We start from the raw sequence: 24,809 nt of genomic DNA on the forward strand, positions 1-24,809 counted from the left end.
ATGAGGCTCCCCCTCGATTCCGCCCCACCCACCGCGCGCGAAGCCTTCGCCCTGCGTGAAACTACCGGCTGGCCCATGCCGAGCGTAGAGCGGTTGGCCAGCGCGCTGGATGCTTCCTGCGCGCATGTGACCGCGCGCGACGAAGCCGGAACCCTGATCGGAATGGCGCGCGCGGTCGGGGACGGCGTGCTGAACCTCTATATTCAGGATGTGATGGTTCATCCCGACATGCGCGGTTGCGGGATCGCCCGCGATATGGTGGCCGACCTGCTGGCGCGGCTGCAATCGCAGGCGCAGCCGATGACGACCATTGGTCTGCTGGCGGTTGCCGGGTTGGAGCCATTCTATGAAAGCCTTGGCTTCACACGTCGGCCCAATGGGCAGTTCGGCGCCGGAATGATGCTGTTTACGCAATAGGCCGCGCTTGAACTGACAGGAACCGCGCGGTAAGCACTTTTCAAAGCGTGGAGGGATTTCTATGGCAGTGGGTGAGACGGGCGATCTGGTCAGTGTCGAATGGCTGGCCAAACATCTGGGCGCACCTGATCTGCGCATCCTCGACGCCAGCTGGTTTCTGCCCGCGCAGGGCCGCGATGCCCGTGCCGAGTATGAGGACGAGCATATCCCCGGCGCTCGTTTCTTTGACATAGATGAGATTTCGGACAGTGCGTCCGATTTGCCGCATATGGCCCCCCCGGTCGAGAAGTTCATCTCACGCATGCGGGCGATGGGCATCGGCGATGGGCACCGTGTTGTGGTTTATGACAGCACCGGTCTGTTTTCCGCACCCCGCGTCTGGTGGCTGTTCCGCCTGATGGGCAAGAGCGACATCGCCGTTCTGGACGGTGGCCTGCCCGCATGGAAGGCCGCCGGTCACCCTGTCGAGGATGACTTGCCCTTGCTGCGTGACCGCCACTTCACCGCACGGCGCGACACGACCAAAGTGCGCGACGTCACGCAGGTCGCGGCACAGGTCAAGCTGGGCCAGGAGCAGATCGTGGATGCCCGTTCCCCCGCCCGGTTCAAGGGTGAGGAGGAGGAGCCGCGCCCCGGTCTGCGCGCGGGCCATATCCCCAATTCGTTGAACGTCTATTACAGGGACGTGCTGACGAGGGATGGGACGATGAAGTCGCAGGACGAACTGCGCACCGTGTTCCAGGCCGCCGGCGTCGATCTGAACAAACCGATCATCACCACCTGCGGCTCCGGCGTGACGGCCGCGATCCTCAGCCTCGCGCTCGCCGTGATCGGGCATCGTCAGGTCGCGCTCTACGATGGATCGTGGGCCGAATGGGGGATGTATCCGGATCTGAAGGTCGTTCAGGGATGAGGCGCGAGGCAGGTGAGAAGGTCGAATATACCATCACCTTTCTGGAAATGAACGAACGGCCCGGCTTTCCCCGTCCTCCCGCGCCCAGCCGCCCCCCCGTGGCCTTGCTGAGAGCGGAGGATCCGCCGGTGCGCTATTTCCTCGACCTGTATCGCGGTGTCGGCTCCGATTGGGAGTGGAACGATCGTCTGCGTCAGCCCCATGCGGAACTGGAGGCGTTCGTCTGCGATCCGAAGGTGCATCTGTACACCCTGATCCGAAACGGCTGGCCGTCGGGGTTCTTCATGCTCGACCACCGTCAGGATGAGATCTGCGATCTGGCCTATCTGGGGTTGATGCCCGAGGTCGTGGGGGCCGGTCTGGGCACCTGGCTGCTGCGCACGGCGATCCATTCCGCGTGGGATGCCCCGGAAACCCGGCTCCTGACCATCAATACCTGCACGCTGGACCACCCGCGTGCGCTGCCGCTCTATCAGAAAAACGGGTTTTCACCCGTGCGCCAAGAGATCGCGACCATGGTGCTGCGCGCACCGCGCGAAATGCCCTAAGGAGGCTTTCCAATGTTCAGCACCCTTCCCGAGCCGAAGCCGGACGCCATTATCGCGCTGATTCAGGCCTTTGCCGACGATCCGCGTGAGGACAAGGTCGATCTGGGGGTCGGCGTCTACAAGGACGATGCCGGCAAGACCCCGGTCATGCGCAGCGTCAAGGAGGCGGAGCGTCGCCTGCTGGCCCGTCAGGACACCAAGAGCTATACCAAACTGACCGGAAACCCCGATTTTGTCGCCGGTATGCAGCGCCTTGCCTTGGGTGATGTGAACGAGCGTCTGACCGGCGCGCAGGCCCCCGGCGGCACCGGAGCATTGCGCGTGCTGTTCGAACTGACCCTGCGGGCGAACCCGAATGCACGGTTCTGGTATTCCGATCCCAGCTGGCCAAACCATCAGGCGATGCTGACCAGCATGAAGGTTCCGCACCAGTCCTATCCGTATTTCGACACCGATACGCTGGGCGTGAAGTTCGATGCGATGATCGAGACGCTGGACGGGCTGGGCCCGGACGACATCGTGATCCTGCACGGCTGCTGCCACAATCCCACCGGCGCGAACCTGACTCAGGCGCAGTGGGAGCGTGTGACGCAAAGCGCGCAGGACAATGGCTGGATGCCGCTGGTGGATTTTGCCTACCAAGGTCTTGGGGACGGGCTGGAGGAGGACGCGCGTGGCGTGCGCCACATGGCGTCGAAGCTTTCGCGTTTGATGATCGCCATGTCGTGCTCGAAGAATTTCGGCCTCTACCGCGATCGGGCCGGCTGCGCCATCGTTCAGTGTGAAAACGCGGCCGAGGCGGCACTGGTCGCGGCGACGCTGGGTGTGGTGAACCGGTTGCTCTATTCCTTCGCGCCGGACCACCCTGCATCGGTTGTGGCGGAAATCCTGGGCGATCCCGAGCTTCGCGCCGATTGGGAGGCCGAACTGGGAGCAATGCGCGATCGCATCAACGGCCTGCGCACCGGTCTGGCAGAGGCGCTTCGGCAGGAGACGAATTCCGGCAGGTTCGATTTCATCGCGGAACATCGCGGCATGTTCTCGCGTCTCGGGGCGACCCCCGCACAGGTGGCCGCGATGCGTGAGGGCGGCATCTACATGGTGGGCGACAGCCGGATGAACATCGCAGGTCTGACCAGCGACAAGCTGCGCGATTTCGCACGCGCGGCGGCAAAGGCGGGAATTTGATGGCCGCGCTGCCCTATATCACGGCGGATGACGTCGGCAAATGCGACTGGCCGCGTCTGGTCGATGCGCTGCAGGCGGGGCATCGCGGTGCGGCGCCGGAAATCGCGGATCAGTTCCTGCATCGCGGCGACGATGTGATGTTGAGCCGTGCCGCCTGGATCGACGGACTGGGCGTAGGCGTGAAGTCGGTCACGGTCCTGCCGGGCAACACGGGCAAGGGCCTGCCCAGCGTGCAGGGCGCGATGCTGATCTTCGACGACGCAACAGGCGCACCGCGTGCCCTGATCGACAGCGAGTTGATCACACGCTGGAAAACGGCTGCGGATTCAGTGCTGGGCGCGCGTCTGCTGGCGCGCGAGGATGCAAAACACCTGTTGATTGTCGGCGCAGGCTCGGTCGCGGCCAGTCTGATCGAGGCCTATCCCGCCGTTCTGCCGGGACTCGAGCGGATCACCATCTGGAACCGCACGACAGCCAAGGCACAGACTTTGGCCGCCGCGCATTCCGGCGTTGAGGTCGCGTCCGATCTGCACGCGGCGCTGGCCGATGCGGATATCGTGTCCACCGCGACGATGAGCAGCGCACCGGTCCTGCCTGGTGCCCTGCTGCGGCCCGGCACCCATGTTGATCTGATCGGGGCATTTACCGACACCATGCGGGAGGCGGATGACGAGGTGCTGCGCCGCGGCCGCCTGTTCGTCGATGCGCGGGAAACCACAGTGGATCATATCGGGGAGCTGACGATCCCGCTGGCGGCGGGAACCATCAGTCGTACCGACATACAGGGCGACCTGCGCGATCTGGTTGCGGGCAGCGTGAAGCGCGACAGTATGGAAGAGATCACGGTGTTCAAGAATGGCGGCGGGGCGCATCTGGATCTGATGACCGCCGATCTGATTTTGACGATCTGCGGCGTTTAAGGAACTTTTCGCAATACGGTCACGTTGAGTGATTGTAATTGAAGATGAAAAGGAACTTTCCATGCGCAGCATCATTTATCTTGTCGGTCTCGTCGTCGTCGTTCTGGTTATTCTGAGCCTGCTCGGCATCGTTTGACCTTCGGGCCGTCACTGCGCGGCTGCAACATCTTCATGCGCATTCAGGCTGATCTGGAAACTTGCACCCGGCCCGTTCGGAGAGAGAGTAAGATCACCGTCCAGATTGCGCATGATTTCCCTGCTGATCGGCAGGCCAAGCCCGGCACTGCCCGCAAGGGTCTGATGACCGAGCCGGGTGAATTTCTCGAACACCTTTTCCTGATCCTCAGGCGCGATGCCGGGGCCGTTATCCGCTATGGTAATGGTTACCCTCTGTCCGGTTTTCTTGACCTGCACGATGATCGCGGGGGGGCTGCCTTGCCCGTATTTCACCGCATTGCTCAACACATTTATCAGCACCTGCGCCAGCCTGTCGCGATCGGCTGAAACGGTAATGTCCTGTCCGGGCGCGTGGATCAGTTGCACTCCCGCCCGTCGCATCAAAGGTTCCGTCGCCGCCAGCGCCTGTTCTATCGTCGCGTTGAGCGAGACCGGAACCTGCACGATCTGCGCCTGACCGTTTTCCAGTACGGAGACATCGAGGATCTCATCCAGCAAGCGGGTCAGGCGCTGGCTTTCTTCGTGTATGATGGAGACGAAGCGCCGGGCCTGGTCCGGCTCCAGATCATCGCCGTCGCGCAGGATCTCCGCGAAGGACCGCACGGAGGTCATGGGCGTGCGCAGTTCATGACTGACCTGGCTGAGGAAGGCGTCCTTCTGCTCTGCGATCTCGTGTAATTGCGCGTTGGCGTGGCGAAGCTGGGATGCTGTCTCCTCCAACTCGCGGCTCTTTTCCTCGATCCGGTTGGAATATTCGATGATCTGGGCGGTTTCATCGGCCATGCGCATCAGCTCCGACACTGACACCGTACCGTGCCCGCCGATCTGGCTGACCATCGCATGAGCGGAGGCCGCGCCGATCGCGCCGGCCAGGGCGCGCTCCAACCTCTGCGTCAGGTCCGAGGAGGGGTCGGGCAGACCGCTTGCCTTACCCTGCGCACGTGCCGTCTGCGTGAACATCCGCCACGCGGTTTCACGGCCTAGGATGCGTTGGGCAAGCTCGAACAAATCCTCGGATTTCGCGGTACGTCGCAGGGCCATGCCGGGGCGGTCGGCGGTGCCGGTGAACACATCGACAAACAGTTTCGCCTGCAGTTGCTCCAGCGCGCCGGGCCGTGACAGCAGCGATACCACCACCAGCGCGCTGACGTTTACCGCCATCGACCACAGTGTCGCGTGGACGAGGGGGTCTTCAAATTCGGAACCGAACAATCCTTGCGGCCGCAGCAGCTCCACACCCCATGGCCCGTTGGCGATCACTTCGGGTGACAGCAGGAACGCGCCGTCGAAACTGGGTATGAACAGCGCATAGGCCCAGACCCCGAAGCCCAGTATCACTGCGGTAATCGCCCCGGTGCGCGTTGCACCGCGCCAGTACAACGCGCCGATGATGCTGGGAAACAACTGCGCCGCCCCCAAAAACGAGATCAATCCGATGGAGGCCAGCGAGGTGGAGCCGCCCGTGACCCGGAAATAGATATAACCCAGCGCCAACACTCCGACGATGCTGGCCCGCCGTGACAGCAGCAGCATTCCGCGCACATCGCCGCTCGCCGCAGTTGTATGCCGCGTGGATCGCAGCCAGAGCGGCATGATGATGTGGTTCGATACCATGGTGCTGAGCGCGATGGCCGCGACGATGACCATGGACGTCGCGGCGGAAAACCCGCCCAGAAACGCCAGCAGCGCCAGTCCACCGTTCCCGGCCCCCAGCGGCACAGTCAGAACATAGATGTCCGGATTCGCATCGGCGGGCAGACCGGTCATGCCCATGATCGCGATGGGCATGACGAACAGGGACATCAGGAAGACATAGAAAGGGAATGCCCAACTGGCCGTCGCCAGATGACGCTCGTCCACATTCTCGACCACGGCGACCTGAAACATCCGGGGCAGGCAGATCACGGCGGTGGCGGACAGGAACAGCAGCGTGACCCATCGCGGACCGAAGACATCCGCGCTCAACAGGTCGGGGTCGGGCAGCCGCGCAAAGATATCCGCCGGGCCATCGGCGATACCAAAGACCACGAACAGACCGACGGAGGTCAGCGCGACAAGTTTCACGACAGCCTCCACCGCGATGGCGGTCACGACGCCGTAATGCTGTTCATTGGCATCGACATGCCGGGTGCCGAACAGGATGGTGAAGGCGGCCAACCCGCTCGCGATCCAGAACGCCGTCTGCGCGGGGCGCGTGCCAACATCCGAGAACAGCGTGAAGCTCAGACTCAACGATTGCAATTGCAGCGCGATATAGGGGGTGGAGGCGAGCACGGCGATCAGCGTCACGACGACGCCGATGGACGTGCTCTTGCCATAGCGGGATGACAGCAGATCCGCGACCGAGGTGATGCGCTGTTCCCGCGAAATCCGCACCAGTTTGCGCAGGATCAGCCACCAGCCCAGAAATGTTAGCGTCGGGCCCAGATAGATCGTCACGAACTCCATGCCGCTGCGCGCGGCGGACCCGACTGCCCCGTAATAGGTCCAGGTCGTGCAATAGACGGACAGCGACAGGGTGTAGACCCAGGGCGATCTGATCCAGCCGAACTGCCCGCGCTTCGCCCGTTGTTCCGCCCAGAATGCGATGCAGAACAACAGGGTGACGTACAATAGGCACGTTATGACGATCGTGTTCCAACTGGGCATGATTATTCGTCGTCCGGGTGCGACAGCAGATGCGCCAGCCGTCGGGCGATGGCAATCAGCACCAGCCACTGGCCGAACAGCCACAGCACGATCAGCGGAATTCCGAATACCGTGACGGGGACGGCGAACAACCCGACGAAGGGCGGCAGGATCAGCATCGCGGCGAAGATTGGCAGAATGACCGCTCCGTCATAGCGTCGCTTGCGCGCGCGCGGAATGTCCTCCGGCTGGCTCACGGATCCAGTCCGGTAAGCCGGCGTGCCTCCGCGATGATGGCGGCGTTCGAGAACGGCTTGGTCATGAACAGATCGGCACCCAGCTGTTCTGCCTGATCGCGGTCACGGGTCTGGCCCTTGGCTGTCAGCATCATCACCGGGGTCGCGCTCAGCCCGTCATGGGCGCGCAGATCGCGCAGCACGTCGAAGCCCGAAAGGTTTGGAAGCATCACGTCCAGTATCATCAGATCGGGTGAAACACGCTCCGCCTCACCCATGGCGCGGGCGCCGTCGGGCATGGTGGACACCTCGAACCCGTCGCGGCGCAGCAGGAACGCCAGCGATTCCATGATATTAGCTTCATCCTCGACGATAAGAATGCGTTTGGGCATAGGTCTCCTTCCCTCCCCGGCGCATATGCGTCATCTGTCGTGACCCTTGGCGCGTGGGATACCTTAGCGCCGCGAACGGTCATGCGGCAACGTCAAAGCTGATGCGCGATCACCGGCTCCGCGATGCGGGCGGTACAGCGCGTCCGGGAGCAGACCCGGCATCCCGGGCCTGCGGCAACGGTGCCCGGATCGGTGGGCGCAAACAGATGTCGCGCGGAATCGGGAACGATCAGCATCGTGGCGGACGGGCGTCCGCGTTCGCCCATACGGTGGGGCGGGTCTATTTCGGCAGTGCAGATCGCCAGCGTGCTCTGACCGCCGGGCATCTGAACATCGACAGGCCAGGTCGTGCCGGGTTGCCAAAGCGCGTCGAAGACCGGCAGCAGCGGACAGGCCGCCATCTGACGTGAGATCGGCCAGTCGGGCAGGGGACGACGCAGCAATATCTGGCCCGCGCCGTTGATCGCGATCAGTCCCAACGGCGCCTGCCCCTGTCGGAAGGCCAGCCTGCGCATCAGTTGCGCGACACCAACGCCCAGCTTACGCGCCGCCACAGTCAAGTCGAGCGGCGTGGCAAGCAGATCGGTGAGCACCGCCTCCGGAACAGCTTCGGCATCGTTTCGCCATCGGGTCAGCCAGTGGCGCAGTTCGGCCCGCGCGGCGGCCCCCTTTGGCAGCAACGTGTCCAGCAATGGCTCCACCTCACCGCCATGCTCCAACTGTGTGAAGCTGTAGCCCGCCGTTTCCAGGATGCGGGCGACCTCTTCCTCGGGCGTTGCGGGGGGGCGGTCGGAGGAGGCGGTTCGGTCGAAGTAATCTGTCAGGGCACCTGCAACCTCGCTCAATCGCTGGCTCTCGTCATGGATGGCGCGGGTGAACCGCTGGCGCTGTGGCGCTTCTATGTCGTCCACCGTGGCCAGGATCGAAGCGGTGGAGCGGATCGCGGTGATGGTGGTCAGCATCTCATGCATGTCCGATTGCAGCACCGGGTCATGGGTCAGCCGATCACCCAGCGCCTCGACCGTGGTGCGCAATTCACGGTTCGTTTGATCGAGCGTGGAAATCATGCGGGCCCAGCCGGGATAGCGCCCGACGAATTCCTCTATCTGATGCGTTTCGGGGTCATGGACCGGCAGATCGGCGGCAGCCTCGCGCAGGGCCGCGACCAGGCCGAGGGTCGCTTGTTCGCCCAGTGCGGAGGGCGGCACATCCAGCGCCCGCGCCAGCGCCAACAGCACCTTTCCCGCGACGGGGCGGCGGTTGTGCTCGATAAGATTGAGGTAGGACGGGGAAATCCCGGCCTCTCGCGCCAGGGCGGTCTGGGACAGGCCAAGGACGAGTCGACGCTCGCGAATCCGCAGCCCTGCGAACGACCGCACCATGGGGAAAATCCTTTCGCAAAAGCGTCTTACCGCGCCGCAATGTAATGTTCTTCACAGATCGACATATTGCAACTGTAAATATTTTACAAAATTAATATGCAAAAGCAACCACTTGTTGATTTGTTTACACCGACCCCGAATAGTGACGTCAGGTCAGAAATGGCCTGCCTGCGCCGTTCAGTCGCATCAAGAACGACCGACGCAGGCGATCCGACACAAAGGGAGGAACCTCATGTCGAAATCGAACTTCAGCCGTCGCGGTGTGCTCAAGACTGGCGCGGCCTTTGGCGGCGTTCTCGCAGCGCCGACATTCTTCACGTCCGCGGCCAACGCGTTCACCAACGCGCCGGGCGCGTCTTCCGTGACATTCGGCTTCAACGTGCCGCAGTCCGGCGCCTATGCCGACGAAGGCGCGGACGAGCTGCGCGCATATCAGTTGGCCGTGAAGCACCTGAACGGTGAGGGCGACGGCGGAATGCTCAACACGTTTTCGTCCCGCGCGCTGGACGGCACCGGCATTCTGGGTCGCAAGGTCGAATATGTTACGGGCGACACGCAGACCAAATCAGACGCTGCGCGTGCCTCTGCCCGCTCGATGATCGAGCAGGACGGCGCGATCATGATCACCGGTGGTTCGTCCTCGGGCGTAGCCGTGGCGGTTCAGGGTCTGTGCCAGGAAGCTGGCGTGATCTTCATGGCGGGTCTGACCCACTCCAACGACACGACCGGCAAGGACAAGAAGGCGAACGGCTTCCGCCACTTCTTCAACGCCTACATGTCCGCAGCTGCCTTGGCACCCGTGCTGTCGGCCAACTATGGCAATGACCGCAAGGCGTATCACCTGACGGCAGATTACACTTGGGGCTGGACGCAGGAAGAATCCATCGCGGCCGCGACCGAAAACCTGGGCTGGGAGACGATCAACAAGGTGCGCACCCCGCTGGGCGCCGGCGATTTCTCGCAGTACATCACGCCGATCCTGAACTCCGGCGCCGATACGCTGATCCTGAACCACTATGGCAATGACATGGTGAATTCGCTGACGCAGGCGGTTCAGTTCGGTCTGCGCGACCGTCAGGTCAACGGCAAGGACTTCCAGATCGTCGTTCCCCTCTACTCCCGCCTGATGGCGCAGGGTGCGGGCGAAAACGTGAAGGGCATCTTCGGGTCCACCAACTGGCACTGGTCGCTTCAGGATGAGGCTTCGCAGGCCTTTGTGCGCGCGTTCGGTCAGGAATACGGCTTCCCGCCGTCCCAGGCCGCGCATACCTGCTACGTGCAGACGCTGCTCTATGCGGATGCGGTGCAGCGCGGTGGCGACTTCAACCCGTGCGCGGTGGCCGAAGCCCTCGAAGGGTTTGAGTTCGACGGTATGGGCAACGGGCCGACCCTGTACCGTGCCGCCGATCACCAATGCTTCAAGGACGTTCTGGTGGTGAAGGGCAAGGACAACCCCTCCAATCAGTTCGACCTTCTGGAAGTGGTGGATGTCACCCCGGCCGATCAGGTTACCTATGCACCCGATCACCCCATGTTCGCCGGTGGTGAGCTGGGTGAGTGCAACCCGGGCGCGTAAGCACCTTCGGGCCGCCTTGCCTCGGGGCGGCCCATCCCCCTCATTCAACACCGGGAGCATCAGATGGGCGATATCGTCCTGCAAATTCTCAATGGCCTCGACAAGGGTTCCGCATATGCGTTGATCGCCCTTGGCCTCACCCTTATTTTCGGAACGCTCGGCGTAGTGAACTTCGCCCATGGCGCATTGTTCATGCTGGGCGCATTCGTCACCGTTACGTTCACCAACCTGCTCAGCTTCGAAAGCGTCACCCTGTCCGAGACGGAAACGACGGCCTGGGGATCCCCGCTGGAAATCCGCGAGCCCGTGCTTCAGGCATGGTTCGGGGATTTCGGTCTGTGGTTGATCGACTATTCGGTGCTGGTGTCGATCCTCGTCGCGATCCCGATCATGTTCATCATCGGAGTGGTGATGGAACGCGGGCTTATCAAGCATTTTTATTCCCGCCCCCATGCGGAACAGATCCTCGTCACCTTCGGCCTTGCCATCGTGTTGCAGGAAATCGTGCGCACGTTCTATGGCGCGAACTCGATCTCGCAATCGGCACCCGACGCGTTGCGCGGAATGATGGATTTCGGGGTCGTTCTGGGATTCGAGCCGGGCATGGTGCCCTATCCCACATGGCGTTTCGTCTATTTCTTCTTCGCGGTGGTGGTCATCGGTGGCGTCTTTGCCTTTCTGCAATTCACCACCTTCGGAATGGTCGTGCGGGCCGGCATGGCGGATCGGGAAACCGTGGGCCTGCTGGGCATCGACATCGACAAGCGGTTCACCTTCATGTTCGGTCTGGCGGCCACGGTCGCGGGTCTGGCGGGGGTGATGTACACGCCGATCCTGTCACCCAACTATCAACTGGGCATGGATTTCCTTGTATTGAGCTTCATCGTGGTCGTGGTCGGGGGCATGGGTTCGCTGCCCGGCGCGGTGGCAGCGGGGTTCCTGCTGGGCATCCTGCAATCCTTCGCCTCGATGAACGAGGTAAAGGAGATCATTCCGGGCATCGACCAGATCATCATCTATCTCGTCGCCGTCATCATTCTGCTTACCCGACCCCGGGGCCTGCTGGGCCGCGCGGGCGTGATGGAGGACTGAGCCATGTTCGGATCCAAGATCTCCGACACTACGACGCTGATCCTGTTCGTGATCGTGGTCGCCTTGATTCCGCTGCTCGCGGCACCGTTGGGCGCGGGCTACCCTGCGCTGATGCAGTTCTTCGCGATTTTTGGCATCCTGGCGATCGGGTTTAACATCCTGTTCGGCCTGACCGGCTATCTCAGCTTCGGGCATGCGGCCTTTCTGGGGGTCGGTTCCTATTCGGCGGTGTGGATGTTCAAGCTGTTGAGCATGAACGTGATCCCGGCGCTGATCCTGTCGATCCTGATCGCGGGCGTGTTCGCTCTCATCATCGGGTTCGTCAGCTTGCGCCGGTCCGGCATCTACTTTTCGATCCTGACGCTGGCCTTCGCGCAGATGAGCTACAAGCTGGCCTATTCGGTGCTGACCCCGATCACCAACGGTGAAACAGGTCTGCAACTGGCGCTGGACGATCCGCGAATTCTGGACAGTGCTCGCACCAGTGGTCAATTGCCGACGCCCAACCTGTTCGGTCTGGATATGAACGCGACGCGCGTGGTCGATGTCCTGGGTCTCGAAGTGCAGCTGAACTTCGGCTACTTCTTTTCAGCGGCGTTTTTGGTGCTGGCGTTCTGGATCGCGATGCGCATCTTCCGCTCGCCCTTCGGTCTGATGCTCAAGGCGGTGAAGACCAACCAGAACCGGCTGAACTATACCGGCGTCAATACCCGGCCCTACACGCTGGCAGCGTTCGTCATCTCCGGCATGTATGCGGGGCTGGCGGGCGGATTGCTGGCCTGCATGGACCCCCTCGCAGGGGCGGAGCGCATGGTCTGGACCGCATCGGGAGAGATCGTTCTGATGACGATCCTGGGCGGGGCGGGCACCTTGCTGGGGCCGATCATCGGCGCGACCGTCATCAAGTTCGCGGAGGCCAAGCTGTCCAAGTTCAACGAGGGCGTCGTGCATGGCTGGTTCGATTTCCTGCCTGACGGGCTGGCGGACGTGCTGACATGGGTCGTGGCGAAATTCGTCGGTGACGGCTGGCACCTGACGCTGGGTCTGGTCTTCATGCTGGTCGTGACGTTCCTGCCCGGCGGCTTGGTCGAGGGCGCACGCCGCATCGGCGGCTATCTGGGGCGGCGTGGTCAGAAGGAAGACCTCGAACAGCTCGGCTCCAACGTGCAGGGTGGCAAGACCACCGCTGCGGAATAAGGGAGAGGACGATGGGTATTCTCGAAGTCCAGAACGTAAACAAGCGCTTCGGCGGCTTGCAGGCGCTCGACGATGTCAATTTGAATGTTGAGGAAAACACGGTCCACGCCATCATCGGGCCGAACGGCGCGGGCAAGTCCACGCTGCTCAACTGCTTCGTCGGGCGGTTGACGCCCGACACCGGCACCGTGATGTTCGACGGGCAGAGCCTGATCGGGCGCAAACCACACGAGATCAACCAGATGGGCGTCAGCCGCGTTTTTCAGACGCCGGAGATCTTCACCGATCTGACCATTCTGGAAAACGTGATGATCCCGTCCTTTGCCAAGCGTGACGGGGCATTCAAACTCTCCCCCTTCGCGGCGGTGAAGGCCGAAAGCGCCATTCGTGATCATGCCGAGGATATGCTGGGTCAGGTCGGAATGCTGGAAAAGCGTCATATGGTGGCCTCCGCCATGTCACGCGGTGACAAGCGGCGGCTGGAGATGGCAATGTGTCTGGCGCAAAGCCCCAAGCTGCTGCTGCTGGATGAGCCGACGGCCGGCATGGCGCGGGCGGACACGAACGCGACGATCGACCTGCTCAAGCAGATCGCAGACAGCCGTCCGATCACCTTCGTGGTCATCGAGCACGACATGCACGTCGTGTTCTCTCTCGCCGATCGGATCAGCGTGCTCGCACAGGGTCACGTGATCGTCGAGGACCACCCGAGCAACATCAAGGGCAACCCCAAGGTGCGCGAAGCGTATCTGGGCGATGCGCACGAGTGAGGACGAAACATGACTGAAACTTCTACTCTGAGAGCGCCGGAGCATCCTTCCTCGCCTGCCTATTTCTCCTGCGTCGACATCCACGCCTATTACGGTGAAAGCTACATCGTGCAGGGCATCAGCATGAACATCCGGGAGGGGGAGATCCTCGCCCTGCTCGGGCGTAACGGCGCTGGGAAGACCTCCACGCTCAGGGCCATTGCGCGGGCGGGCTCACCCCTGGTCACGCATGGCGAAATCTGGCTGGATCACCAGCCGATCCATGAGATGAGCGCGCATGAGGCCGCACGTGCAGGCGTGGCGCTGGTGCCCGAGGATCGCCGCATCATTCAAGGCCTGACCGTCGAGGAAAACCTGCAACTGGCCCAGATCGCCCCGCCCAGGGGCTGGTCCATCGAGCGTATCTACGAGTTGTTCCCCCGTCTGGGTGAGCGGCGCAAGCAGGAGGGTGTGACCCTGTCGGGCGGTGAGCAGCAAATGCTGGCCATCGGTCGCGCCCTGGCCCGCGACATCAAGTTGCTGTTGCTGGACGAACCGTATGAGGGGCTGGCCCCCGTGATCGTGCACGAAATCGAACGCACACTGCGCGAAATCCGCAGTCTGGGCATCACCACGGTCATTGTGGAACAAAATGCAGTGGCAGCGCTGAAGCTGGCAGACCGGGCGATAATTCTCGATACCGGTACTGTTGTCTATGATGACACGGCCCAGCACCTGCTGGATAACAAGGACATGCGTGAGCAATACCTCGCCATTTGACCTGCATCGCTTCGGCCCTGTCCCGAAGCGCAAGAAAAGTTCTGGAGGGATCCGATGAAGGATATCTACGAACCTGCCGCCGATCTGATCGCAAATGCGCATATCGATGCCGCGGGATACAAGGAAAAATACGCCGCGTCCGTTGCCGATCCGGAGGCGTTCTGGGCCGAGGAGGCAAAGCGCCTCGACTGGATCAAGGCTCCGACGAAAATCAAGAACACGACCTTCGCCTACCCGGATGTCTCGATCAAATGGTTCGAGGATGGCGAATTGAACGTCGCCGCGAACTGCATCGACCGGCACCTGGAAACCCGCCCGGATCAGACCGCGATCATCTGGGAACCCGACGACCCGCAGGAGGACGCGCAGCACATCACCTATCGTGATCTGCACGCGAATGTCTGCCGGATGGCCAATGTGCTCAAGGATCTGGGCGTGGGCAAGGGCGACCGCGTCATCCTCTATATGCCGATGATACCGCAGGCGGCCTATGCGATGCTGGCCTGCGCGCGGATCGGCGCGATCCACTCCGTCGTGTTCGCCGGATTCTCGTCCGACGCGCTGGCAAACCGGATCAACGGATCGCAGGCGAAGGTGGTCATCACCTCTGACGGGGCGCCGCGCGGCGGCAAGGCCACGAACCTCAAGGACAACGTCAACCAGGCGCTGCTGCATTGCGATGACAGCGTGCAATGCCTGGTGGTCAAGCGGACGGGCCAGCAGATCGCCTGGCGGTCCGAGAACGACATCTGGCTGCATGAGGCCGAGGCGTCCGTCGCGGACACCTGTGCGCCGGAACCAATGAACGCGGAGGACCCGCTGTTCATCCTCTACACCTCCGGCTCCACCGGAATGCCCAAGGGGGTCGTGCACACGACGGGCGGCTATCTGCTCTACGCTGCGATGACGCATCAGTATACGTTCGACTATCACGATGGCGACGTGTTCTGGTGCACCGCCGATGTCGGCTGGGTTACGGGGCACAGCTATATCGTCTACGGTCCTCTGGCGAACGGGGCGACCACCGTGATGTTCGAGGGCGTGCCGACCTGGCCGGACGCCTCGCGCTTCTGGCAGGTCTGCGAAAAGCACAAGGTCACGCAGTTCTACACCGCCCCGACCGCGATCCGCGCGCTGATGGGCAAGGGCGCGAAATGGGTCGAGGGCAGCGATCTGTCATCGGTCCGTATCCTGGGCACCGTGGGGGAGCCGATCAATCCCGAGGCCTGGACCTGGTACAACGATGTCGTGGGCAAGGGGAAATGCCCCATCGTCGACACGTGGTGGCAGACGGAGACAGGCGGCCATCTGATCACGCCGCTGCCGGGCGCTATTCCCACGAAACCGGGTTCTGCCACGGTGCCGTTCTTCGGCGTGCAGCCCGAGGTCCTCGACGCGGCGACCGGTGAGATCCAGACGCAGACGGAGGCCGAGGGCGTGCTGGTCATCAAGGACAGCTGGCCCGGCCAGATGCGCACCGTCTGGGGCGATCACAACCGGTTCGTGAAGACCTATTTCGCGGACTACAAGGGCTACTATTTCTCGGGCGATGGCTGTCGCCGCGATGCGGATGGCTACTACTGGATCACGGGCCGCGTGGACGATGTCATCAACGTCTCCGGCCACCGGATGGGCACGGCGGAGGTTGAAAGCGCCCTCGTCGCGCATTCCGCAGTATCCGAGGCTGCGGTCGTCGGATTCCCGCATGAGATCAAGGGGCAGGGCATCTATTGCTATGTCACCCTGATGGACGGGCGTGAGCCGTCGGACGAGTTGCGGGCCGAATTGCAGAACCACGTACGTGCCGAGATCGGCCCGATTGCCAAGCCTGACGTGATCCAGTGGGCGCCGGGTCTGCCGAAGACGCGGTCCGGCAAGATCATGCGCCGCATCCTGCGCAAAATCGCTGAAAACGATTATGGTGCGCTGGGCGACACATCGACGTTGGCCGACCCATCGGTCGTGGATGACCTGATCGCGAACCGGGCCGATGGCTGACGCCTGAACCCCTGATATATCAAAAGGGGCGATATATCGAAGGGGGCGCTGCGGCGCCCCTTTTCATTTGGGGGAGAATTTTTGATTTCCGCGGGACAGTCGGTGCTTTCGCCTTATCCTGTATCGTGATTTCCACGCCCAACAATTTCGGGAGCGTTCCATGCGCCAGTTTCTCATTCTTCCCGCACTTCTCCTCGCCGCATGTGCACCGCCGCCGCCGCCGGTGGAGCCTGAGGTCGTGGTCTCCACCTGCGATCCTGCCGGATATGATGAGTTCATCGGGCAAAACGAGGAGATTTTTGCGCGATCGACATTCCCCGCACCCATGCGGATCATCCGTCCGGGTCAGGCCCTCACGATGGATTTCAATCCGGAGCGGCTGAACTTTACCCTCGATGACAGCGGAACCATCGTGCAGGTCTATTGCGGCTGATCGGGGCGACAACGACACCGGCATTTGATCGGGGCGCGCCTGCACGCGCCCCGGATCGTTGAGTCAGACCGGATCCCAGCAGAAGATGTCGCCCGATACATCGAGCGGCTGGAAACTGGATCGCAGCGCCGGAATGGCCCGATCGCGCACAGTTTCGACATCCCAGCCGTCCCCACTATGGACGGAGCGGACCGGGCGCGGTTGCGACATCAGGAATATCTCGTTGTGGCGCACGGCGAAAATCTGTCCGGTGATGTCCGCCCCTGCATCCGAGGCGAGGTGCAGGGCCAGGGGGGCGATTTTCTCCGGCACCATTTCCTTCATCCGGTTGACGCGCTCCTCCTGCTCGGGGCTGTCCACCTTGATCGAGGAGGTCATGCGGCTCCACGCGAAGGGGGCGATGCAGTTAGACCGGACGTTCCAGCGCTTGAGGTCCAGCGCGATGGATTTTGACAGCGCGGCTATCCCCAGCTTGGCGGCGGAATAGTTCGCCTGCGCCAGATTGCCGATCAGGCCGGAGGTGGAGGTCATGTGGATCAGGCTGCCGCTCTCCTGCTGACGAAACACGTCGGCAGCGGCGCGGCTGGTGTTGAACGCACCGTAGAGGTGGACCTTCACCACGGCATCGAAATCCTCGTAGGTCATCTTGTGAAAGAAGCAGTCGCGCAGAATGCCGGCGTTGTTGATGACGGCGTCCAGCCTGCCAAAGCTGTCGGTCGCCTGCGTGACCATAGCCTTCGCGCCATCCGGCTCCGCGACGCTGTCGCCGTTGGCGACGGCCTTTCCGCCCAGCTTCTCGATCTGGGCGACCACGGTTTCGGCGGCTTCGCTCGACTCGCGCTTGCCGTCCAAAGATGCGCCTAGGTCGTTGACCACGACACTGGCGCCGGCCTTCGCGGCCTGAATGGCAAGGGCGCGGCCGATGCCGCCGCCTGCTCCGGTTACCAGGATGACTTTTCCGTCAAGGGGCAGTTGTTCCGACATGTATCCTCCGTCTGTTTGAAGTTTGAAATCACGCTTCGGTCTTCCGGCCAAAGACCCCGCGTTCGATCTGTTCGGCCGCCGTCTTGAGCGATGAGGCCACAGCGGCGAGGCTATCCGCGCCCTGCTGACCGGCGATGGTGATACTGCTCATACCGATGCGAGGTGTCCCCTCGGCATCGCAGGCGAGCGTGGCGACAATTTCGAGCCCGCGAAAAAGGTTGCGATCATAGGCGTGCCCGGTTTCACGCGCCGTCTGCACGTCCTGCCAATAGCTCTCGAATCCCGGCGCATCCTGCCAGCGCACGGTGTCATAACCGGTGCGGGTCTGTTGCTCCGTCAGGTTCATCGCCGCGGCATAGACCCGCCCGATGGCACCGCCGAAAACAGGCAGTCGGCTGTTGCGGGAGATGACGGCCTGCACGATCCGCTCCGCCGTGAAGCGGTCGATCAGCACGATCCGGTCGTTTTGCGTGATCTGCCACAGGGCGATCATCACCTGATGCTCCTGCGCAATCTCGTTCATCAAGGGACGTATCAGGTGGGTCGGATTTGCGCCGAGCAGGGGGGCCGCGAATTCCATGATGCCCATTCCCAGCAGGTAGTTTTTGGACAATGGATCAAAACTGACCAACCCTTCGTGGGCCAGCGTGCGCAGGATGTTGAAGGCCGACGATACGTTCAGACCTGTCTCGCGCGCAATCTGGGTCGCGCCCATGGGCTGCCCCTGGGACGCCAGCAGCCGCAGGATCACCGTTGCGTTCTGCACCGCAGGAACAAATTTTTGACGAAGGTGATCGGACATGATATTTCCCTTATGGAATAATATTCAGTATACAGAATTTCAGTGATGCGACAAGAGGTGCGTACTCCGCGCCTCGGGGAGGAGAGCCAAAAATGCTGACAGGTGTGGAAGAGGACGTATTCACGCAGTTGGTTACGGCGGTGGACCGATTCGCGAAGGAAAGGCTGATACCGGCCGAGCGTCAGGTTGAGGAGGAAAACGAAATTCCTGCCGAGATCGTCGCGGAAATGAAGGATATGGGCCTGTTCGGTCTGTCGACACCGCAGGAATTCGGCGGCATCGGTGTCAGTGCCAGTCAGGAGGCGGTGCTGATCGAAACCCTGTGCTATGCCTCTCTCAGCTTTCGGTCGCTGATCGGCGCCAATGTCGGGATCGGCGCACAGGGCATCGTCATGGACGGCACGCCCGAGCAAAAGGACGAATGGCTGCATCGTATCGCGGCGGGCGATGTCATCACTTCGTTCGCCTTGACCGAGCCTGACAACGGTTCGGACGCGGGGGGCATTCGCACATCGGCCCGGCGCGACGGCTCCGATTTCGTCATCAACGGCACCAAACGCTATATCACGAACGCGGTGAAGGCCGGGGTCTTCACTCTGATTGCCCGGACGGACCCGGACAAGTCCGGTGCCGACGGTGTCACCGCTTTCCTCGTCCCAGCCGATACGCCGGGCATCACCGTGGCCACGCCGGACCGCAAGCCGGGTCAGCGCACCCTGTTGGAGCGTGCGGCATGAGCAGCGAAAACACACCACGCAGGCTCGACCAGATGCCGCCGCAATCCGCATATTCCGTGCTAACGGGTATCGAGCTGGTCAGCGCCACCCCCGACGAGGTGGTCTACCGGATGAAGGTGACGGACAATTTGACCAATCGTAACGGCGTGCTGCATGGCGGGGCGGTGATGACGCTGGCGGACAATACCGCCGGAACACTCGTCTTCATCAATATTCCGGCGGAAAAATCCAACACGACGGTCGAGGCGAAGACCAACTTCCTGCGCAGCGTCAGCGTCGGCGACATTGTGACGGCCCATTGCGTGCCGCTGCACCGTGGGCGCACGACTTTCGTGTTGCAGATCACAATGACGCGCGGCGATGGCAAGGCCGTCGCCGTGACCACCCAAACTCACATGATCCTGAACTGGTCGGAGGAACGATCCAAATGACCCACGCCGATACCAAGGGCCCGCAGGCCACATACGAGGATTTCCTAGCACAGGGGAAATTCATGATCCAACGCGCGAAATCCACCGGGGAATACGTGTTCTATCCGCGCGTAACGACCGCGACCGGCGCGACCGATCTGGAATGGGTCGAGTCAGGCGGAGGTGGAACGCTCTATGCGATCACAGTCAACCGTACCCGCAGCGGATCGAGCAACGTGGCCCTGGTCGATCTGGATGAGGGCGTGCGCATGATGTCCACGCTGCCCGGTGTGGAAACAGCCGAGATCGGATCCCGGCTGACCGCGCGGATTGAGAGCGAAGGCGAGACGCCGCGCGTCGTGTTTGATCTGGCAAAAGGAGACTCGGCATGAGCATGCGGGGAAAATCAGCCATCGTCGGAATGGCCACCGCCGGAATAGGAGAGGCACCGGGCTATTCCGCAATGGAACTGCTGGGACAGGCCGCCGTTGCGGCCGTGGCCGATGCGGGCCTGAAGTTGCAGGATGTGGACGCGGTGTTCGCGGCGACATCCTCACACGCGTTTCCGACGATGAGTGTTGTGGAATATCTGGGACTGAAGCCGAAATTCTTCGACGGCACGAATGTCGGCGGCTCCAGCTTTGAATTGCATCTGCTACAGGCGACGATGGCGCTGGACGCGGGCCTGTGTGACGTGGCGCTGGTTTGCTATGGCTCGAACCAGCGCACAGCGGGCGGGCGCCTCGTGTCGATGAGCGAGCCGCAATGGCATGAGACGCCGTACAATCCCCGGCATCCGATCACGGCCTATGGGCTGGCCGCCAGCCGGCATATGCACCAGTACGGCACCACGCGTGAACAACTGGCCGATGTCGCACTGGCGGCGCGCGGATGGGCGAACCTGAACCCCGAGGCCTTCGCCCGGGGGCCGCTGACGAAGGATGAGTTGCTGTCTTCGCGGATGATCTCGGACCCATTGACCAAGGCGGATTGCTGTCTGGTGACGGACGGGGCCGCCGCCGTCATCCTGACCCGCGCGGATCGCGCCAAGGATCACCACGCGAAACCGGTTTATTTCATGGGCGCGGGCGCTGCGAATTATCACCGCTCCATCGTTGCAATGCCGGATCTGACCACCACGGCGGCCGTGGACAGTGGCCCGCGCGCGTTCGAGATGGCGGGCGTGCAACGCTCCGATCTGGACCTCGTAATGCTGTATGACGCGTTTACGATCAACACGATCCTGTTCCTCGAGGACCTCGGCTTTTGCCCCAAGGGCGAGGGCGGGCGGTTCGTCGAGGATGGCCGCATCGCACCCGGCGGCGAACTGGCCGTGAATACCAATGGCGGGGGATTGTCCTGCGTCCATCCGGGTATGTACGGCCTGTTCCTGATCGCGGAGGCGGTGGAGCAGATACGCGGCACCGCGGGGGAGCGTCAGGTCGACGACTGCAATCTGGCCCTGTGTCACGGCAACGGCGGCACGTTGTCCAGCCAGTGCACCGCCATCCTGGGGTCGGAGGCTGCATTATGACGGACCTAAGCCATGTGGATGGATTGCTGACCCCCCGATCCGTTGCGGTGATCGGGGCGTCAGAGGATGTCACCCGCATCGGGGGCCGCCCCATCGCGGCGATGCTGAAGGCCGGATACAAGGGCCGCATCTTGCCCGTGAACCCCAAGCGGGAAACCGTGCAGGGATTGCCCTGCTATGCCGATATAGACGCATTGCCGGTTGCGCCGGATGCCGCCCTGATCGCCGTCCCGGCAAAGCTGGTGCCCGAAACGATCGTGGCGCTGGGCCGCAAGGGGTGCAAGGCCGCGACGCTGTTTTCCGCCGGCTTCGCAGAAACCGGGGAGGAGGGCGAGGCCGCGCAGCGTGAGTTGGTGGCCTTGGCGAAATCCTGCGGAATGCGCCTGCTGGGGCCGAATACGCTGGGCGTCTACAATGTGGATATCGGTTATTATGGCACGTTTTCGTCCTCTCTCGACACCGGGTATCCATTGCCCGGCAATATCGGCATCGCCAGCCAGTCCGGTGCATTCGGGGCGCATCTAGGTGCCTTGGCGCGGGATCGGGGGCTGGGATCCTCGATCCTGATGACCACGGGGAACGAGGCGGACATCACCGTCGCGGATGCGATCCGGTGGATGGCGCAGAGCGACGGCATCGACGTGATCTGCACCTACATGGAGGCCGTCAACGATGCGCCCGCCCTGCTGGACGCGCTCGACGCGGCACGCGCGGCTGGCAAGCCCGTGATTGCCCTGAAATCCGGGCGCTCCATCGTGGGGGCGCAGGCCGCCGCTTCGCACACGGCCTCGCTGACCGGGGATGCGGTCGTCGCTGATGCAGTGCTGAGGGCACATGGTGCCATTATCGTCCGCGATTCCGAGGCCATGATGGACATTGCCTATGTCGCCTCCAAAAAGATCTTCCCCACCCGCGATACGTTCGGTGTCATCACCGTCAGCGGGGGTGCCGGCATCGTCATTAGTGACGAGGCGGAGCGGATCGGTTTCGCGATGCCACCCATGCCGACCGAGGCGCAGACCCGCCTCAAGGCTGTGCTGCCCTATGGCTCCCCGGTCAATCCTCTCGACTGTACGGCGCAGGCGCTGAACGATCCGTCCTTGTTGGAGAAGTTCACCCGTGCCGCACTGGAGGAAGGGGGCTATGGCGCGGTGCTGTGCTTCTTTACCTATGTGGCGGGCAGCCCCGCGATGTCGGATATCATCCTCAAGGCTGTGAAACCCCTGCGTGAGGCATACCCGGACCGCATTATCGCCTTTTGCGCATTGGGAGAGCCGGAGGTGCTCAAGGAATATGACGATCAGGGCATTCTGATCTTCAACGATCCGTGTCGCGCGGCGCGGGCGATCCATGCGATTTGCGGCTTCCGCCAGGCCGCACCCCGTACCATCCCATCTGCGCCCCCGGTAACATTGCCCGACACCACACCGGACGAAGCGGGCGCGAAGCAAATCCTCGCCGGGTGCGGTATTGCCTGCGCCCCGGAACTGGCCGTGCAAACCGTCGAGGAGGCCGTCGCCGCGGCCGAGACATTCGGATATCCGGTGGTAATGAAAATCCTCTCGCCGGATATCCTGCATAAATCCGATATCGGCGCGGTCAAACTGGACCTTGGCGATGCCGATGCGGTTCGTGCAGCCTATACCGATATCGGCGCGGCGGTGGCGAAACATGCACCAGATGCCAAGGTCAGCGGAATGTTGGTTGCCAAGCAACTGTCGGGGGGTGTCGAATGCCTGATGGGCATCAACCGCGACCCGGCATTCGGACCGGTGGCGGTCTTCGGGCTTGGCGGCATCTTCGTCGAGCTGCTCAACGATGTTGCCGTTCAGGCCTGCCCGTTCGATGCGGAATCGGCCCGTGAGATGATCCTTTCCATTCGCGGGGCCTCGATCCTGAAGGGGGCGCGCGGGCAGTCTGCGGTGGATATCGACGCGCTGGCGCAGATGCTGTCGCAATTGTCGATGTTCGCTGCCGGGGCAGGGGATCGTCTGGTTTCGGTCGACCTCAACCCTGTGCTGGCCCTGGCCGAGGGGGCCTATGCGCTGGACGCGGTGATCGAAATGGAGGACCGCTGACATGGCGATCGACTATGATCACCTGATGAATTTCGACATTCCCGAGGTCGAACAGCATTACGGACTTCGTGAGGTCGCGCATTATGGCCTGTCCGTCGGCCTAGGTCAGGATCCGATGGACCTGCAACAACTTGCCTATACCGGCGCGTTGGGTGACGACGTTCGGGCCATGCCTGCCATGGCGAACGTGCTGGGGCATCCCGGATTCTGGCTGGGCAACCCTGAAACCGGGGTCGATGCGCTACGACTGGTTCACGGCGAGCAGGGCATGACCATACACGAACCGTTGCCATCCGAAGGGCATATCCGGGCGAAGACCCGCGTTGTCGGCCTGATCGACAAGGGAGCGGGCAAGGGGGCCTTGCTCTATTCGCAAAAGGAAATCCATGACGCGCGGTCCGGGGTCTTGCTCGCCACCTGTCGCGGCACGACCTTCCTGCGCGGCGATGGCGGGTTCGGCGGTCCGACGGGCCCCGCGAAGGAGCCGCACCGCGTTCCCGACACCGCGCCGGATCATGTCTTTGAAACGCCGACCCGACCCGAGCAGGCGCTCTACTATCGCTGGAACGGCGACACGAATCCGCTGCACATGGACCCCCGTGTCGCACAAAAGGCCGGGTTCGAGCGCCCCATCCTGCACGGGCTGTGTACCTTTGGCGCGGCGGCGCATGCCTTGCTGGCGGTTCTGTGCTCCTATGATGCAACACGCTTCGGCTCGATGGACGGACGATTTACCGCGCATGTCTTTCCTGGTGAGACGCTACGCACGGAAATCTGGAACGACGGATCGTTCCGAACCCATGTCGTCGAACGGGACAAGATCGCCATCGGCAACGGGTTGTTCAAGCTCAGGAGGGATGCGACATGACCGTCAAGACAGACATACGCGACACCGGCGTGATGGTCATTACGTTGAACCAGCCCGAGCGCCGCAATCCGATCGGGCATGAAGTGCGTCGCGCCATAGTGGCCGCGCTGTCGCAGGCCGAGGGCGACGATACCATTCGTGCCGTCGTGCTGACCGGTGCGGGTGGGCAATTTTCGGCCGGCGGGGATGTCCGCGACCAGCGTGATCGCAGCATGGCCGAACAGCGTGAACGGTTTGCATGCGTCAAGGATATGGTCGAGCGGATGGTTCGCTTCTCCAAGCCCTTGGTCTCGGCGGTCGAAGGGTGGGCTGCGGGGGGTGGCTTCTCGGTGGCAGTGGCGTGCCCTACGGTCGTTGCGGCCCGCGATGCGAAATTCGTGGCCAGCTTTACCAAGGTGGGGCTGATCCCCGACATGGGCCTGTTGGGAACGTTGCCTGCGCGGGTCGGCCCGGCGCGGGCGCGCCGGATCATCCTGAACAATCGGCCGATCGGGGCGGAGGACGCGTTGGCAATCGGCATTGTCGATGAAGTTGCCGAGGCCGGCGGCGCATTGGAGCTTGCCTGCACAATCGCGGCGCAAGAAGCTGCCGGTGCGCCGCTGCCACGGCAGTTCATCAACGATTGGTTCGCACGTGACGTTAGCGCCGCACTGGACTATGAGCATAGCTTGCAGCCGATTCTTCTAAACAGCGCCGACGCTGCCGAGGGTCGCGCGGCATTCCTGGAAAAACGCGCCCCGAACTACAAGGGGCGTTAGGCGCCTGCGGGG

At 62.6% G+C, this 24,809-nt stretch carries 25 protein-coding genes; 19 read left to right on the forward strand and 6 right to left on the reverse strand.

All coding sequences use genetic code 11. The features are described 5' to 3' along the window. The 5 genes from G8E03_RS07060 to G8E03_RS07080 all read left to right on the forward strand — a co-directional run bounded on the left by G8E03_RS07060 (position 1) and on the right by G8E03_RS07080 (position 3,986). Positions 1-417 carry a GNAT family N-acetyltransferase gene (locus G8E03_RS07060; protein WP_166190133.1) on the forward strand — a complete coding sequence of 139 codons (417 nt, stop codon included), beginning with the start codon at positions 1-3 and terminating at the stop codon, positions 415-417. Between the two features lie 61 nt (positions 418-478). Continuing rightward, positions 479-1,330 (forward strand): 3-mercaptopyruvate sulfurtransferase, encoded by an 852-nt coding sequence (gene sseA / locus G8E03_RS07065; protein ID WP_166190135.1) that lies wholly within the window; start codon positions 479-481, stop codon positions 1,328-1,330. Beyond that, complete coding sequence (locus G8E03_RS07070) at positions 1,327-1,878, forward strand: GNAT family N-acetyltransferase (RefSeq protein ID WP_166190137.1); 552 nt, start codon at positions 1,327-1,329, stop codon at positions 1,876-1,878. The genes sseA and G8E03_RS07070 overlap by 4 nt, the downstream gene beginning before the upstream one ends. Before the next feature lie 12 nt (positions 1,879-1,890). Then, positions 1,891-3,066, forward strand: a complete 1,176-nt coding sequence (locus G8E03_RS07075) for an amino acid aminotransferase (RefSeq protein ID WP_166190139.1) — start codon at positions 1,891-1,893, stop codon at positions 3,064-3,066. Next, positions 3,066-3,986 carry an ornithine cyclodeaminase family protein gene (locus tag G8E03_RS07080; RefSeq protein WP_166190141.1) on the forward strand — a complete coding sequence of 307 codons (921 nt, stop codon included), beginning with the start codon at positions 3,066-3,068 and terminating at the stop codon, positions 3,984-3,986. Before G8E03_RS07075 ends, G8E03_RS07080 begins: the two co-directional genes overlap by 1 nt. 147 nt (positions 3,987-4,133) lie before the next feature. On the opposite strand, the gene G8E03_RS07085 is transcribed toward G8E03_RS07080, so the two are convergent. The 4 genes from G8E03_RS07085 to G8E03_RS07100 form a co-directional block, all read right to left on the reverse strand. Then, positions 4,134-6,812 (reverse strand): sensor histidine kinase, encoded by a 2,679-nt coding sequence (locus G8E03_RS07085; RefSeq protein ID WP_166190143.1) that lies wholly within the window; start codon positions 6,810-6,812, stop codon positions 4,134-4,136. Positions 6,813-6,814: 2 nt separating this feature from the next. Further along, complete coding sequence (locus G8E03_RS07090; RefSeq protein WP_166190146.1) at positions 6,815-7,048, reverse strand: hypothetical protein; 234 nt, start codon at positions 7,046-7,048, stop codon at positions 6,815-6,817. Then, positions 7,045-7,419, reverse strand: a complete 375-nt coding sequence (locus G8E03_RS07095) for a response regulator transcription factor (RefSeq protein WP_166190148.1) — start codon at positions 7,417-7,419, stop codon at positions 7,045-7,047. Before G8E03_RS07095 ends, G8E03_RS07090 begins: the two co-directional genes overlap by 4 nt. Before the next feature lie 92 nt (positions 7,420-7,511). Further along, on the reverse strand, positions 7,512-8,801 hold the full coding sequence (locus G8E03_RS07100) for a helix-turn-helix transcriptional regulator (protein ID WP_166190150.1): 1,290 nt from the start codon (positions 8,799-8,801) through the stop codon (positions 7,512-7,514). Positions 8,802-9,033: 232 nt separating this feature from the next. On the opposite strand from G8E03_RS07100, the gene G8E03_RS07105 reads away from it, so the two are divergent. The 7 genes from G8E03_RS07105 to G8E03_RS07135 all read left to right on the forward strand — a co-directional run bounded on the left by G8E03_RS07105 (position 9,034) and on the right by G8E03_RS07135 (position 16,626). Continuing rightward, positions 9,034-10,377: a substrate-binding protein gene (locus G8E03_RS07105; protein ID WP_166190152.1), complete on the forward strand. Its 1,344-nt coding sequence runs from the start codon at positions 9,034-9,036 to the stop codon at positions 10,375-10,377. Positions 10,378-10,440: 63 nt separating this feature from the next. Beyond that, on the forward strand, positions 10,441-11,469 hold the full coding sequence (locus G8E03_RS07110) for a branched-chain amino acid ABC transporter permease (protein WP_166190154.1): 1,029 nt from the start codon (positions 10,441-10,443) through the stop codon (positions 11,467-11,469). A gap of 3 nt (positions 11,470-11,472) precedes the next feature. Next, on the forward strand, positions 11,473-12,666 hold the full coding sequence (locus G8E03_RS07115; RefSeq protein ID WP_166190156.1) for a branched-chain amino acid ABC transporter permease: 1,194 nt from the start codon (positions 11,473-11,475) through the stop codon (positions 12,664-12,666). Between the two features lie 11 nt (positions 12,667-12,677). Then, entirely contained in the window at positions 12,678-13,436 is a 759-nt protein-coding gene (locus G8E03_RS07120) for an ABC transporter ATP-binding protein (protein ID WP_166190158.1), read from the forward strand. A gap of 9 nt (positions 13,437-13,445) precedes the next feature. Next, positions 13,446-14,195: an ABC transporter ATP-binding protein gene (locus G8E03_RS07125; protein ID WP_166190160.1), complete on the forward strand. Its 750-nt coding sequence runs from the start codon at positions 13,446-13,448 to the stop codon at positions 14,193-14,195. A gap of 54 nt (positions 14,196-14,249) precedes the next feature. Next, positions 14,250-16,193, forward strand: a complete 1,944-nt coding sequence (gene acs, locus G8E03_RS07130) for an acetate--CoA ligase (RefSeq protein WP_166190162.1) — start codon at positions 14,250-14,252, stop codon at positions 16,191-16,193. A 160-nt stretch (positions 16,194-16,353) separates the two neighbouring features. Beyond that, the gene (locus G8E03_RS07135; protein WP_166190165.1) at positions 16,354-16,626 is read left to right on the forward strand and encodes an I78 family peptidase inhibitor; all 273 of its coding nucleotides are present in this window, start codon (positions 16,354-16,356) and stop codon (positions 16,624-16,626) included. A gap of 63 nt (positions 16,627-16,689) precedes the next feature. Here the strand turns inward: G8E03_RS07135 and G8E03_RS07140 are convergent, their stop codons facing one another. After that, entirely contained in the window at positions 16,690-17,610 is a 921-nt protein-coding gene (locus tag G8E03_RS07140) for an SDR family NAD(P)-dependent oxidoreductase (protein WP_205793305.1), read from the reverse strand. Positions 17,611-17,638: 28 nt separating this feature from the next. Further along, positions 17,639-18,412: an IclR family transcriptional regulator gene (locus G8E03_RS07145; RefSeq protein WP_166190167.1), complete on the reverse strand. Its 774-nt coding sequence runs from the start codon at positions 18,410-18,412 to the stop codon at positions 17,639-17,641. Between the two features lie 92 nt (positions 18,413-18,504). On the opposite strand from G8E03_RS07145, the gene G8E03_RS07150 reads away from it, so the two are divergent. The 7 genes from G8E03_RS07150 to G8E03_RS07180 are packed head-to-tail and all read left to right on the forward strand — an operon-like array spanning position 18,505 to position 24,797. Beyond that, the gene (locus G8E03_RS07150; protein WP_240910447.1) at positions 18,505-19,149 is read left to right on the forward strand and encodes an acyl-CoA dehydrogenase family protein; all 645 of its coding nucleotides are present in this window, start codon (positions 18,505-18,507) and stop codon (positions 19,147-19,149) included. Further along, positions 19,146-19,580, forward strand: a complete 435-nt coding sequence (locus tag G8E03_RS07155) for a PaaI family thioesterase (RefSeq protein WP_166190170.1) — start codon at positions 19,146-19,148, stop codon at positions 19,578-19,580. Before G8E03_RS07150 ends, G8E03_RS07155 begins: the two co-directional genes overlap by 4 nt. Continuing rightward, positions 19,577-19,951: a Zn-ribbon domain-containing OB-fold protein gene (locus tag G8E03_RS07160; protein ID WP_166190172.1), complete on the forward strand. Its 375-nt coding sequence runs from the start codon at positions 19,577-19,579 to the stop codon at positions 19,949-19,951. Before G8E03_RS07155 ends, G8E03_RS07160 begins: the two co-directional genes overlap by 4 nt. Then, positions 19,948-21,093, forward strand: coding sequence for a thiolase (locus G8E03_RS07165; protein WP_166190173.1), 1,146 nt, complete (start codon positions 19,948-19,950; stop codon positions 21,091-21,093). Before G8E03_RS07160 ends, G8E03_RS07165 begins: the two co-directional genes overlap by 4 nt. Continuing rightward, positions 21,090-23,171, forward strand: coding sequence for an acetate--CoA ligase family protein (locus G8E03_RS07170; protein ID WP_166190175.1), 2,082 nt, complete (start codon positions 21,090-21,092; stop codon positions 23,169-23,171). Before G8E03_RS07165 ends, G8E03_RS07170 begins: the two co-directional genes overlap by 4 nt. Before the next feature lies 1 nt (position 23,172). Continuing rightward, positions 23,173-24,039, forward strand: coding sequence for a MaoC/PaaZ C-terminal domain-containing protein (locus G8E03_RS07175; RefSeq protein ID WP_166190177.1), 867 nt, complete (start codon positions 23,173-23,175; stop codon positions 24,037-24,039). Beyond that, positions 24,036-24,797 carry an enoyl-CoA hydratase/isomerase family protein gene (locus tag G8E03_RS07180; protein ID WP_166190179.1) on the forward strand — a complete coding sequence of 254 codons (762 nt, stop codon included), beginning with the start codon at positions 24,036-24,038 and terminating at the stop codon, positions 24,795-24,797. Before G8E03_RS07175 ends, G8E03_RS07180 begins: the two co-directional genes overlap by 4 nt. The last annotated feature ends 12 nt before the right edge of the window (positions 24,798-24,809 follow it).

Source organism: Pontivivens nitratireducens (genome assembly GCF_011290545.1).
Lineage (GTDB): Bacteria > Pseudomonadota > Alphaproteobacteria > Rhodobacterales > Rhodobacteraceae > Pontivivens > Pontivivens nitratireducens.

What these genes read in the sequence shown, in the direction of transcription:
- G8E03_RS07060 (WP_166190133.1), top strand. Translation starts at nt 1, where the DNA reads ATGAGGCTCCCCCTCGATTCCGCCCCACCCACCGCGCGCGAAGCCTTC.
- sseA (WP_166190135.1), top strand. Translation starts at nt 479, where the DNA reads ATGGCAGTGGGTGAGACGGGCGATCTGGTCAGTGTCGAATGGCTGGCC.
- G8E03_RS07070 (WP_166190137.1), top strand. Translation starts at nt 1,327, where the DNA reads ATGAGGCGCGAGGCAGGTGAGAAGGTCGAATATACCATCACCTTTCTG.
- G8E03_RS07075 (WP_166190139.1), top strand. Translation starts at nt 1,891, where the DNA reads ATGTTCAGCACCCTTCCCGAGCCGAAGCCGGACGCCATTATCGCGCTG.
- G8E03_RS07080 (WP_166190141.1), top strand. Translation starts at nt 3,066, where the DNA reads ATGGCCGCGCTGCCCTATATCACGGCGGATGACGTCGGCAAATGCGAC.
- G8E03_RS07085 (WP_166190143.1), bottom strand. Translation starts at nt 6,812, where the DNA reads ATGCCCAGTTGGAACACGATCGTCATAACGTGCCTATTGTACGTCACC.
- G8E03_RS07095 (WP_166190148.1), bottom strand. Translation starts at nt 7,419, where the DNA reads ATGCCCAAACGCATTCTTATCGTCGAGGATGAAGCTAATATCATGGAA.
- G8E03_RS07100 (WP_166190150.1), bottom strand. Translation starts at nt 8,801, where the DNA reads ATGGTGCGGTCGTTCGCAGGGCTGCGGATTCGCGAGCGTCGACTCGTC.
- G8E03_RS07105 (WP_166190152.1), top strand. Translation starts at nt 9,034, where the DNA reads ATGTCGAAATCGAACTTCAGCCGTCGCGGTGTGCTCAAGACTGGCGCG.
- G8E03_RS07110 (WP_166190154.1), top strand. Translation starts at nt 10,441, where the DNA reads ATGGGCGATATCGTCCTGCAAATTCTCAATGGCCTCGACAAGGGTTCC.
- G8E03_RS07115 (WP_166190156.1), top strand. Translation starts at nt 11,473, where the DNA reads ATGTTCGGATCCAAGATCTCCGACACTACGACGCTGATCCTGTTCGTG.
- G8E03_RS07120 (WP_166190158.1), top strand. Translation starts at nt 12,678, where the DNA reads ATGGGTATTCTCGAAGTCCAGAACGTAAACAAGCGCTTCGGCGGCTTG.
- G8E03_RS07125 (WP_166190160.1), top strand. Translation starts at nt 13,446, where the DNA reads ATGACTGAAACTTCTACTCTGAGAGCGCCGGAGCATCCTTCCTCGCCT.
- acs (WP_166190162.1), top strand. Translation starts at nt 14,250, where the DNA reads ATGAAGGATATCTACGAACCTGCCGCCGATCTGATCGCAAATGCGCAT.
- G8E03_RS07135 (WP_166190165.1), top strand. Translation starts at nt 16,354, where the DNA reads ATGCGCCAGTTTCTCATTCTTCCCGCACTTCTCCTCGCCGCATGTGCA.
- G8E03_RS07140 (WP_205793305.1), bottom strand. Translation starts at nt 17,610, where the DNA reads ATGTCGGAACAACTGCCCCTTGACGGAAAAGTCATCCTGGTAACCGGA.
- G8E03_RS07145 (WP_166190167.1), bottom strand. Translation starts at nt 18,412, where the DNA reads ATGTCCGATCACCTTCGTCAAAAATTTGTTCCTGCGGTGCAGAACGCA.
- G8E03_RS07150 (WP_240910447.1), top strand. Translation starts at nt 18,505, where the DNA reads ATGCTGACAGGTGTGGAAGAGGACGTATTCACGCAGTTGGTTACGGCG.
- G8E03_RS07155 (WP_166190170.1), top strand. Translation starts at nt 19,146, where the DNA reads ATGAGCAGCGAAAACACACCACGCAGGCTCGACCAGATGCCGCCGCAA.
- G8E03_RS07160 (WP_166190172.1), top strand. Translation starts at nt 19,577, where the DNA reads ATGACCCACGCCGATACCAAGGGCCCGCAGGCCACATACGAGGATTTC.
- G8E03_RS07165 (WP_166190173.1), top strand. Translation starts at nt 19,948, where the DNA reads ATGAGCATGCGGGGAAAATCAGCCATCGTCGGAATGGCCACCGCCGGA.
- G8E03_RS07170 (WP_166190175.1), top strand. Translation starts at nt 21,090, where the DNA reads ATGACGGACCTAAGCCATGTGGATGGATTGCTGACCCCCCGATCCGTT.
- G8E03_RS07175 (WP_166190177.1), top strand. Translation starts at nt 23,173, where the DNA reads ATGGCGATCGACTATGATCACCTGATGAATTTCGACATTCCCGAGGTC.
- G8E03_RS07180 (WP_166190179.1), top strand. Translation starts at nt 24,036, where the DNA reads ATGACCGTCAAGACAGACATACGCGACACCGGCGTGATGGTCATTACG.